This window comes from SAR324 cluster bacterium (genome assembly GCA_029245725.1).
Classification (GTDB): Bacteria; SAR324; SAR324; order SAR324; family NAC60-12; genus JCVI-SCAAA005.
In genome coordinates, this window is sequence record JAQWOT010000362.1 from 1 (window position 1) to 9958 (window position 9958).

General features: G+C 44.4%; 14 protein-coding genes. 4 read left to right on the forward strand and 10 right to left on the reverse strand.

Annotated elements, in window-relative coordinates:
* Both P8O70_20160 and P8O70_20165 read left to right on the forward strand, forming a co-directional pair.
* A partial coding sequence (locus P8O70_20160; protein MDG2199155.1) for an IS5/IS1182 family transposase occupies positions 1-105 on the forward strand: 105 nt, incomplete at its 5' end.
* A gap of 573 nt (positions 106-678) precedes the next feature.
* A complete protein-coding gene (locus P8O70_20165; GenBank protein MDG2199156.1) occupies positions 679-1887 on the forward strand; it encodes a multidrug effflux MFS transporter in 1209 nt (402 codons plus the stop codon).
* Between the two features lie 205 nt (positions 1888-2092).
* On the opposite strand, the gene P8O70_20170 is transcribed toward P8O70_20165, so the two are convergent.
* The 6 genes from P8O70_20170 to P8O70_20195 form a co-directional block, all read right to left on the reverse strand.
* Complete coding sequence (locus tag P8O70_20170; protein ID MDG2199157.1) at positions 2093-2272, reverse strand: hypothetical protein; 180 nt, start codon at positions 2270-2272, stop codon at positions 2093-2095.
* 356 nt (positions 2273-2628) lie between these two features.
* Positions 2629-3099, reverse strand: coding sequence for an NfeD family protein (locus P8O70_20175; GenBank protein ID MDG2199158.1), 471 nt, complete (start codon positions 3097-3099; stop codon positions 2629-2631).
* Positions 3099-4109 (reverse strand): SPFH domain-containing protein, encoded by a 1011-nt coding sequence (locus tag P8O70_20180; GenBank protein ID MDG2199159.1) that lies wholly within the window; start codon positions 4107-4109, stop codon positions 3099-3101. The genes P8O70_20175 and P8O70_20180 overlap by 1 nt, the downstream gene beginning before the upstream one ends.
* A gap of 168 nt (positions 4110-4277) precedes the next feature.
* Positions 4278-4640, reverse strand: coding sequence for a cupin domain-containing protein (locus P8O70_20185; protein ID MDG2199160.1), 363 nt, complete (start codon positions 4638-4640; stop codon positions 4278-4280).
* Positions 4641-4651: 11 nt separating this feature from the next.
* On the reverse strand, positions 4652-5092 hold the full coding sequence (umuD, locus tag P8O70_20190) for a translesion error-prone DNA polymerase V autoproteolytic subunit (GenBank protein MDG2199161.1): 441 nt from the start codon (positions 5090-5092) through the stop codon (positions 4652-4654).
* Positions 5093-5112: 20 nt separating this feature from the next.
* Positions 5113-5424 (reverse strand): hypothetical protein, encoded by a 312-nt coding sequence (locus tag P8O70_20195; protein MDG2199162.1) that lies wholly within the window; start codon positions 5422-5424, stop codon positions 5113-5115.
* A gap of 362 nt (positions 5425-5786) precedes the next feature.
* Here P8O70_20195 and P8O70_20200 point away from each other — a divergent pair, with 362 nt between their 5' ends.
* The gene (locus P8O70_20200) at positions 5787-6911 is read left to right on the forward strand and encodes a zinc-binding dehydrogenase (protein ID MDG2199163.1); all 1125 of its coding nucleotides are present in this window, start codon (positions 5787-5789) and stop codon (positions 6909-6911) included.
* A gap of 687 nt (positions 6912-7598) precedes the next feature.
* Here the strand turns inward: P8O70_20200 and P8O70_20205 are convergent.
* Together P8O70_20205 and P8O70_20210 are read right to left on the reverse strand one after the other, a co-directional pair.
* A complete protein-coding gene (locus P8O70_20205; protein MDG2199164.1) occupies positions 7599-8144 on the reverse strand; it encodes a EutP/PduV family microcompartment system protein in 546 nt (181 codons plus the stop codon).
* Between the two features lie 172 nt (positions 8145-8316).
* A complete protein-coding gene (locus tag P8O70_20210; GenBank protein MDG2199165.1) occupies positions 8317-8475 on the reverse strand; it encodes a hypothetical protein in 159 nt (52 codons plus the stop codon).
* A gap of 67 nt (positions 8476-8542) precedes the next feature.
* Between P8O70_20210 and P8O70_20215 the strand changes: the two genes are divergently transcribed.
* Positions 8543-8710 carry a hypothetical protein gene (locus P8O70_20215; GenBank protein MDG2199166.1) on the forward strand — a complete coding sequence of 56 codons (168 nt, stop codon included), beginning with the start codon at positions 8543-8545 and terminating at the stop codon, positions 8708-8710.
* Positions 8711-8757: 47 nt separating this feature from the next.
* Here the strand turns inward: P8O70_20215 and P8O70_20220 are convergent, their stop codons facing one another.
* Together P8O70_20220 and P8O70_20225 are read right to left on the reverse strand one after the other, a co-directional pair.
* Positions 8758-8916, reverse strand: coding sequence for a hypothetical protein (locus P8O70_20220; GenBank protein MDG2199167.1), 159 nt, complete (start codon positions 8914-8916; stop codon positions 8758-8760).
* A 92-nt stretch (positions 8917-9008) separates the two neighbouring features.
* Positions 9009-9848, reverse strand: coding sequence for a DUF3883 domain-containing protein (locus P8O70_20225; GenBank protein ID MDG2199168.1), 840 nt, complete (start codon positions 9846-9848; stop codon positions 9009-9011).
* Positions 9849-9958 lie beyond the last annotated feature (110 nt).

Genomic DNA, 9958 nt, shown 5'->3' on the forward strand with positions numbered 1-9958 from the left:
GCCAAGCTGAAGCAATACCGGGGGATTGCCACCCGTTACGATCAGTGGGCCTGTGCTTTTCTAGGAGGTATCCACTGGATAGCGGGGGTCATTTGGCTAAATTGATCACAGGCCCTAGGTAAAACATCAACTAGTCGCAAAAAAGTCGTAATTAATCACGAAATTTGACTGTTGATGCAGGAATCGAAAGTCTATGCGTGAGTTAACTCTCTAACGCATGCAGCAGTTCTTTGCAGATGAACTCTAGGGCCTGGAACAGTTTTAAATATTAGGTGCCGGCATCAATCTGGAGGCAGCAGTGCTGATGCGGAGAATCCCATTCATTGCAGGCAGGTTAATTCCGAGTAACCGATACCATTAAGAATTGGAGACAGCAGTGTCAGAAGAACGTTTGTTGCGTAAGTCAGAGTACAGAATATTGTGAGAACGGATGCAGCAGGATCGGACATTCCTGCAGGAACGAAGTCAGGCCAACTCCATACCAGCATCAACAAATGGGATTCAGAGTGGAATTTTCAGGAAATCCGGGGAATCACTAATTAATTGAAAGATGTTATATCTGTATTTCAACACTCTCTTTTATACAGCTATTGATACTGTTCAATTTAAAAAAGCAATAAATTTTTCAGATTGATTACATAAATCACTCAATCTCAATTCAAGATTAAAAATAATTAAATGAATCAGAATTCATCAGGCTTTAAATCAGATAATATACCCACAATATCGCTTTGGTTATTAGCCTCAATAATGGGAACAGGATTTCTTGGTATTACAATTATCTCCCCAGCACTTGGAACAATTACATCATATTTCAAGACCAGCGAAGCAGATGCACAATTATTATTGTCTGGTTTTTTTCTATCCATGGCAATTGCTCAGTTACTTTATGGACCTCTTTCGGACCTCTATGGTAGGCGCCCATTTTTACTAATGGGCCTAATAATTTTCTCAATTGGGGGGCTATTGGCCAGCTTTTCTCAATCTATAGAAATGCTTGTTTCAGCGAGAATTATACAGGGCTTAGGAGCAGCTGCTATAGTCTCCCTTGTCAGGGTAATAATTAGTGATATCTATAATCGATTGGAAGGAGCTAGTGCTTTTGCTTTGATGAGTATGATAATGTCTATTGTCCCAATAATTAGCTTTGTATTTGGAGGGTTAATTTGTGATTTAATTGGCTGGCGAGGAACAATGTTCTTGATCTTTATTTCTGGTTTATTATTGCTAACAGTTGTGTTTTTAACTTTGCCTGAAACAAATTATAAAAAAAACGAATACTTCCAATTCATTACGGTTTTTAATGATTATATAATCCTAATAAAAAACAAAAACTTTATTGCTTTCATGGTATCGTCTTCAAGTTGTGCTGGAATTTTTTTTACTATGATTGGTTTTATATCTTTTGAATATAACAGGATAGGAGCGACAGCATCTGAAATAGGTTTCTGGTTTATGCTAAATCCTTGTGGCTACATATTGGGAAACTATATAACAAAGCGCTATGTTAGAAGATTTGGTATTGAACCAATGGCTCAATTAGGTGGATGTATGTGCTTGGTTTCAGTGATGTCTCTGCTTCTGCCTTGGAGTCTTGATTTAAATTACCCATTTATACTCGGCTTGTCCGGAATGTTACTAGGCTTTGCATCCGGGTTTGTAATTGCTAATACAACTATTGGTGCAATGTCATCAGCTGGGGATTCTAGTGGAAATGCTTCAGGAATTGTCGGAGCAGCCCAAATGGGGTTTGGTATTTTAGGTGGTGCTATTGTGGTAAATATTGGTGGATATGATCATTTTGAAAGAGGCGTATTGGTATTGATAGCGCTATCAAGTATATCGATAGTATTTTCAACTATTTCTAGAGGACTCAAAAAAACCTAATGCTCTAGGAAAGGAAATTTTTTCAATGAAAAAAGTACTTAGAACCCGTAATGAAAAAGGTGAAATCCCAAAACAATTAGGAAAATGAAACGAATTGGTAAGCAGTGGTTGGCTCTACCATCTTAGAAATCAAAGCCAGAATACCAGCATAAGGAGAGAGAATAACGAAAGGGGATGCTCAGAATCGCCCTCAAGCTCCTTTTACTTACTCAGAGTTGACTACGTTTTGTCGATTCTTTGCCTCCAATCTCTTTTGTGCTCTAGCCTTTAGGGCCTTCAGGTGTTCCTCCTGAATGTTGTCCTTGTTGACAGTCAGATGCCGCTGTACCCGTTCGCTGAACATCACCGGATAAAAGGCGACTGGCAACCCACTTTCTTCCGTCAATGGCAACCCTCATCAGAGGGCAACTCCCCATTCTCCAGGCGTACAATCATCTGCCCAAACATGGTAGCGTGGTGAAAAGCACACTCCTGAAAAGCAGTCAGGTAGAGTCGGTAATTTTCCTCGTTCTTGTTAATTAGTCATCCGGAGACATCGGTTCTGTTTTCTTGGATTCCTTTTGATTCTCAGCTAAAGATAGATCTGAACTTATAGAACTTTGATAATTTAAATTATTTAAAATGTTTAGAAAGTGAGGATAGGTGAAGTCACAATTAACAGGTTAATGGCATCTGCTCCAGCAGTGAGATTTCATCAGATCCCACGTCTCAGCAGATTGATTAGAGATTCTTCAACTGAGACTATTCATTCAGTTTCCGATCAAAATCCTTTTCTAGGTAGTCCTGAAAATCAATGTTCTCTTCGACATCTACTTGGTTGCCTGAAACAGCTACGACCTTAACTTTCTTGCCGACAGGCACTTCCACCTCACATGACCTTACGTTCCAAACATCTGCATTGATTTTGACTTTGCCAGTCCCCTTTTGATTGTCAATCGCCTCTACAAGAACCCCTTCCGTCCCAATCAATCCCTCCACTCCGGATTTATACTTTTGCTGATTTTCACCGCTGAAAGATTTCTTGATCCCGATAAATAAGATCATACTTAGTACTGGCCAAATTCCCAATACTGACCAATTGTCAACAAAATAGCTAACCAGGGCGGTGGCAAGGGCTGCTAAGCCCAAGGGCATCCAGAACATCATCGGCAAAACGAATTCTAGTCCAACCAGCCCTAGCCCAGCGAGGAACAAAATCAACCAAATTTCCATCAGCTTTTCGACTGATTGAACAGATCTCCTAAATTACCAAACGCCGCCATCGATTTGGATGCATCGTACGGAAGATAGACCTTATCCCCCTCACCATGCGTAAATTTCTCATAGGCATCAATGTAAGATTTAGAGATCATGTAGTTCGTAGCTAGTTTGAGATCTCCTCCGAGGGACTCTGCAATTTTTTTGATGGCTTCCTTTTCTGCAGAAGACATGATTTCGAGGGCTTGTGCGGCACCATTGGCTCTTGAGATGGCAGCCTCTCTCTGGCCCTCTGCAGTTTGAATTAAAGACTCTTTTTCACCCGTGGCTTGGTTGATCATTTCTTGTCTCTCACCTTCAGATCTTGCAATTCGAGATTCCTTATCACCCTCTGCAGACAACACCACGGCGCGTCTCTCACGCTCGGCCTGCATCTGCTTTTCCATGGCTTCCAACACTGCCTGGGGAGGTGAAACATTGGCTAACTCCACGCGGTTTACCAAGACCCCCCATTTGTTTGTTACGTCATCAAGAACGATCTTAAGGCTGGAGTTGATTTTATCCCTGGAAGCCAGAGTTTCGTCCAAATCAAATTCACCAATCAGTGACCTCAGGGTTGTTTGGGTAAGTTGACTGATCGCTAAAGGTAGATCGTTGATCTCATAAACGGCTTTTTCGGGATCGGTAATCTGCATGTAGACCGCGGCATCAATTTCAAGGGATACATTGTCTTTGGTGATCGTAGTCTGTGCTGGAATGTCCAGCACTCTTTCCCTCATATCGATTCTCTCTAACTCTTCATCCCGCCAATTGATTTTACGAATCTGTTCGATGACCGGAAGTTTGAAATGAAGTCCAGATTTCATAGTTCTATTAAAGGACCCTAGCCTTTCAATCATCATTACTTCACTTTGCCGCACAATTTTCACCATGTTTTTCATGAATAAGAAGATCATGAATATGATGATGAGCGTGGAGAAGCTAGGAAAGGCATCTAGCAAAGTGTAGATGAGTTCTTCTTCCATGGTTGAGTCTCCTCAAATTAAGAATTATGAACCGCGCACGCTGGCGTCAACGGGTACAGTGCGGTTCCTAAATTGGATTTTGGTGCTTCAACGAGATTTTTCTTCTAATTGGTAGAAGGGCAGTTCTGAATTATTACGTGGATGAAGTCAAGATCCGGAAGCTCACTCTTAGATCCAAACATCATTCTCCGCTGTCAACACTCCCCCAGCCTCTCCCGTGTTGACGACACCCCTTGGTTCTACCAACAATACCTTGCACTCGTTCTCGGCGAAAGGCTTGTGTTCTTTGCCCCGTGGAACCACGAACATGTCTCCCTCACTCAAGTGGACTGTCTGATCCTTGAACACAATGCTCATCGATCCCTCCAGGACAATGAAGGTCTCGTCTGTATCTGAATGGTGGTGCCAGGTAAACTCGCCTTGGATCTTCACCAACTTGAATTGGTAGTCATTCATCTCCGCAATGACTTTTGGAGACCAGTGCTCTGAAATGAGGTTTAGTTTTGCTTGGAAATTGATCGGCCGGCTCACGTTCTCACTCTCTACAACTTATGAATGACGTGCCGCACCACGCCCCAAATTTGGAAGTCATCGTCCACAGAGACTGGGATGCTGGGATAGTCTGGATTTTCTGGCTGAAGTTCAAAACACTCCCGAGTCTGGACGAGGCGCTTGAGCGTGAATTCCCCGTTGAGGGAGACAATCACTACCTTCCCATTGGGTTTTTTCTTCGAGCGATCCACGATCAGCAAGGCCCCATCATGAATTCCAGCACCCACCATTGAGTCGCCACTTGCCCGGACAAAGAAGACGTTGTTTGGATCAGTTACGAGGTACTGGTGCAGGTTGAGGTAGCCATCGTAGTAGTCCTGGGCTGGACTAGGAAAGCCTGCGGAGACCATCGATTCAAACATCGGTCGCTGGTACTCTTCTGCGAGAGGTATCTGTACGGGAAAAACAAAGGTGAATGGGAGTGGGTTCATGTGCATGGTTTTTACTTTGATTACGTGATCAACAGTTTCTGGACGTTCTCTCTCTCAGGACGATCTTCCCCTTTCCTTTTCAAATCCCGCAGTTCATAGGCATACGCCCAAAACTTACGGTAGTCCTGTTTCGTAAGTCGGAGGTTCCCATTCTCATCATGCAGGACCTGATCGAGACTCTTTCCTAAATCAGTCGCTCGGTCATCAAACCAACTCTGCCACGCTGCGCTGTAGTCTACATAATCAAGACCGGCTTTCTTGTGCAGTAGTCGCCAGATCACCACTTCGCACTGACGCAATCTCGTTCGATCCTGTTGCGTTAGCTTTTTCATTTTGTTTCCCAGTCTAGAATTACTCTCTTCACATTGTTCATCCGGCGGGCAACCTTAACCTTTCTGTGGAATTCAGGGTTCCTGTATGCCTTTTTGAAAGATTGTGCGCTTTGAGAAACAGGGTAATATGTCATTGGAAGTCTTAATAGTTGGACGTGAAGCCCACCCGACAGCGGTTATTTCATGGAAGATTTGTTTGAGTGCCATGGGACCAGACAGTACGCCAAAAAGAGTTGATCTGCTACTCATTTAGCAGAATTTGTCGAGGGTGGGCTACTCGATAATGGAAACCATCCAAACCAAAACTAATCAAGATCGAATCGAATCCCATTACGAGTATATCATTTTTTGAGGAGAACCCATTGAGTGAAAACCGCCAGATCGTTTCAACCGCAACCCGTCAGGGTGAGCTGATTTTATCAATCGTTCAAAACGAGATACCTACACCAAGTGATGATGAGGTAGTGGTAAAAATAGAGGCAGCCCCCATTAATCCATCAGACATGTTTCCCTTGTTGGCTTTTGCTGATTATTCACAGGGCAAGCTGATGCTGGATGATCAACAGCAAAAGATGGTGGCACCGATCTCAGAGCAATTTCTAGACGCCATCCGCTCTCGTCTTGACCAGATCCTGCCTGTTGGCAATGAGGGCGCAGGTCGGGTCGTGACTGCAGGTGTCAATGCCAAACACTTGGAAGGAAAACTCGTCTCGCTCGTATCTGGCCAATGCTATCAGCAATTTGTCAGAGTGCCTGCTGCGATGTGCCTTGTTCACAAAGAGGACACTACGGCGGAAGAGGCAGCTTCCTCTTTCGTAAACCCAATCACTGCCTTGTGCTTTATCGAAACGTTGAAAAAAGAAGACCACAAAGCGATAGTGCACACTGCTGCGGCTTCCAATCTAGGCCAAATGCTCTTGAAGCTCTGCCTACAGGAAAACATTGATCTGATCTGTGTTGTTCGCTCAGTAGAACAGGCACAACTTCTAAGAACATTGGGAGCAAAATATATCATCAATTCGACGGACGAGGACTTCAAAGAACAGTTAGTGGATGCAATGGCAGAAACTGGAGCCACCCTAGCTTTCGATGCAATTGGTGGTGGTCGAATGGTGGACACCCTACTTTCCTCGATGGAGCATGCCTTGAGCCGCAATGCCTCTGGTCTGAACACCTATGGTGCTGAACAACACAAGCAGGTTTATATCTACGGAAGGCTAACGCGCGGTCCTATTACCCTGGGACAAAACTATGGCATGTATTGGGGAGTTGGGGGCTGGCTTGTGATGCCGGTTCTTAAGAAATTAGGGCCAAAGCGCGCTGCGGAGTTGCAAGCTAGAGTGGTCAATGAGATCAAGACCACATTTGCTAGCCACATCACCGATGAGTTGAGTCTGCTTGAAGCAATTGATCCAGCGAACATCGCTCGCTATTTTCCCAAAAAAACTGGAGAGAAGCATCTGATCAAACCCCAGAAGGGACTGTAACAGATCCTAATTTGCTGCTTCTCAATGCTGGCATGAGTGAATGAATTGCTCTGGTGGTCGGAATAGCGTGAAGATGCAGTAGTCTGGATTAGTAGCAAAAAAACGAGCAGAGCAATTCGGGCGTAACTACTCTCCAGCGGCTAGGTATGATCTGTTGCTCAAGATTCTACTAGATCTGGGGCACTTCCAGGACTGTTTCCAATAGGCCCAGGCCAGCTAGAATGGCAATAATCAAGAAAAGCCAAATGAATAGGTTTCTTCCATCATTCACGGCAAGCTCATCAATTTGGAGGATTTGTTAATCTTAGGGAAGTCTCTGTAGAGACCTCCCAACGAAGATTCACAGTGAAGTGCGGGAAGTAAAAAGATGAGAAAACTTCCCGCATTTGGAGCTCACGAACCAGTTTTGTGAGAGGATCAGTGAGCAAGAGACTCTTTGAACAGCTTGGCCACTGTATTCAGAGTGTATCGCTTGGAGCCTCAGAAAACGATTTATAGGGTTGCTAATTCTAAGTTTCAAGTAATGTTTGAATATATACACTCTATGGTAGAATGCAGAGAATAACTGGTGTGTTCAACGTAATTTGATCATTTTCAACAGCAATATCGTTTCACATCAGCATTCCCGGCGAAGCTTCGCGAAAGACTGACTCGGCACGCTAGAATGAATTCCTGTACGATCTTGCCTTAGTTTTGAGTGAGAGCAAGCTGTTGCAGCAGGAGTTCAAAAGGCACAGGTGTATCTAGTTCAATCACTTTTGCCTGAAGCTCAGGATACTGCTCGAAGTATCCACAAAGTTCTCGGCGTTTAGCTAAGAAGTTCTGGAGCATGTACAAAAGAATCGAATCCTTGCTGAAGAAACTCTGTCGCAGAGATTCTCGATTTCCTGAGAAAATCACTTCCCTTGTCCACGCTCTCCGAATCGTTCGCCTAAGCAGTTGGCTAAAGACACGAGCAAAGGGATAATTCAGCCAAATGATATGTGTGACTCTTTGCCAAATCAGCATTTTGGCAGAGGCCCCATGCCCGTCAATTACCCAACTATCCTCAGCAATTGCAGCTGCTACCAGTTCGCAAAACTCCTCTGATTTGCGCAGCGTCCAGTTTTCTTGCCAATACATTTCATCGATTTTGAAGTATTGGATTGCGTACTGCTCACTCAATTGCTGAGCGAGTGTACTTTTGCCACAACCACTGATACCAATGATTGCAATGCGCAAGGCTGGCAGCATTCTTCTGGTCCTAGCTGATTCATGAGGGGCCCCCCTAAGGCTCTGTATTGGTTGTCTCCTCCTGCTCTACTTTAAATCATCCTAGTTGAGTATCAACTATTCAATAGGAGAGCATTTGTCTGGATTCAACAAGAGGAGTCGCTAAAAGGCAGCATTCAGACCGAAGGACTCCTCACATTTCCCACCTAATTTCTTGCTTCTCAGCTGAACCACTCCCTTCGGAAATTTCACTGACAAATTCACGATCAAATCTATCCAATATAGGTTCTGTGCTGGAGATCAGATCAGTACCTTCTTCCTGCTGATCGATCTGGAGATCAAGCTGGCTCAATTTCTGCTGGGTTTACCTGATGATAAGATAGGCCGCTTCCATTCTTCATTTCTTTCAGGGAGGTCAGATGACATGGCAGAATCGTTTTTCAGGAGTTTTCCGCACCAAGAATTCTAGTGGTTCCAGCGATCCAATCGAGCCAACTGAACAAGAAAATTACCGCCTGATTCTCTTGGGCATGCAGAAGGTGCATGGACATCTCTTTCAGTTGAGCGAACCAAAAAAGTCTAATTGATGGAATGGGACATGGAGTCCCTTGATTCATGCTTCGAACACTGCCTCTCAAGGATTTCTGCGTTCGTCAAACTCCTTTAGCATTTCCTTCACTTCGACGAGCTTGCGTTCCAACTCTTCCCGCTTATGCCAATCTTTAATCTCCTCTGCCGAAAGAATTCCGGTCTTGAGTTCCAACATGCGATCCAGCAAATCAAAGCGATCCACGAACAATTACTCCCTCGCTACTAGCCAATGTGGTCGTTATTTCGACCAAAAATGGTTTTCATAGGTTCTTCTCCTTTGGTTGAGATGATTGATCAAGCCAAGTAAGCTCGATAAATGGACGGCCTCAGGCGGCAAAAGTTGTTCAACTGTCCGGACAGCTGGAACAAAGAAGGCGATACCCGGTAATTGAACACTCGATAGAGGTGGTACTGCTCACGATTTCTCTCAGAGAACAGCAACTCATTAGCAGTCACGAAGAATGGGGTCAGCTTGCCATACTTGGTAGTCTTCACCTCAATGAAACGTTCCTTACCATCCTGCTCAAAAGAGCGGATGTCGTAGCCAGCGTTGGGTCCAAGCGTTTCGGAAACCTGCTCCACAGAGTCCAGCAAATCCATTCGACCCATCGTCCGTAACCGTGCCTTTTCATAGGCCATCACTAGTTTTTCTCCCGCATCTCCCAACTGTTGATTGCTTGCTTCCAACTCCAGGTAATTGATACCAACCCACTCCTCTGCGTCATTTGGTGAGAGCAGTGGCAAGGAAGAATTCTTGGGGGCACTCTCCATTATCTCCAGCAGTTGCTGCATCATCCGTGGTTTGGGGACTGTCAGCGTGTCCTGCAAAAAAAGCTGGTTGAATTCAGGATTTTGCTGAAGAAACCCCCGAATCACTGCTGGGACAAGTTCTTTCTGGTAGTTGTAAAGCGGCTTGTATCCACTGATACTCGGCAATCCGAGTTCGATCAGTGCGGCGCTGATGTTCTGGTACATCAACTCAATTTCATATTCTATTCGCAAATTGAGACGGCTAACCAGCTTTTTACAGTGATCTACTTTATTATAGAATTTCCCCAACATCTCGCTTCGGAGCATCGAGAAATAGTCTTCCACGATGATTTCTATTTCGGTGTGCGTCCATGTCCGGTGCATTGGATGCCTGGCCTGTGTCGAGATTGTGATAGTGAGGAAAAAGTTAGTTCCTAACAGAACATAGGTGGGAGAAGAGAATTAATTTTTCCGCTGGGGAGAGCACCTTAACA

Bases quoted from the DNA above. Each gene is read 5' to 3' on its own strand.
- P8O70_20215 (MDG2199166.1), top strand. From the start codon at position 8,543: ATGACATGGCAGAATCGTTTTTCAGGAGTTTTCCGCACCAAGAATTCT.
- P8O70_20165 (MDG2199156.1), top strand. From the start codon at position 679: ATGAATCAGAATTCATCAGGCTTTAAATCAGATAATATACCCACAATA.
- P8O70_20175 (MDG2199158.1), bottom strand. From the start codon at position 3,099: ATGGAAATTTGGTTGATTTTGTTCCTCGCTGGGCTAGGGCTGGTTGGA.
- umuD (MDG2199161.1), bottom strand. From the start codon at position 5,092: ATGAACCCACTCCCATTCACCTTTGTTTTTCCCGTACAGATACCTCTC.
- P8O70_20180 (MDG2199159.1), bottom strand. From the start codon at position 4,109: ATGGAAGAAGAACTCATCTACACTTTGCTAGATGCCTTTCCTAGCTTC.
- P8O70_20195 (MDG2199162.1), bottom strand. From the start codon at position 5,424: ATGAAAAAGCTAACGCAACAGGATCGAACGAGATTGCGTCAGTGCGAA.
- P8O70_20225 (MDG2199168.1), bottom strand. From the start codon at position 9,848: ATGCACCGGACATGGACGCACACCGAAATAGAAATCATCGTGGAAGAC.
- P8O70_20205 (MDG2199164.1), bottom strand. From the start codon at position 8,144: ATGCTGCCAGCCTTGCGCATTGCAATCATTGGTATCAGTGGTTGTGGC.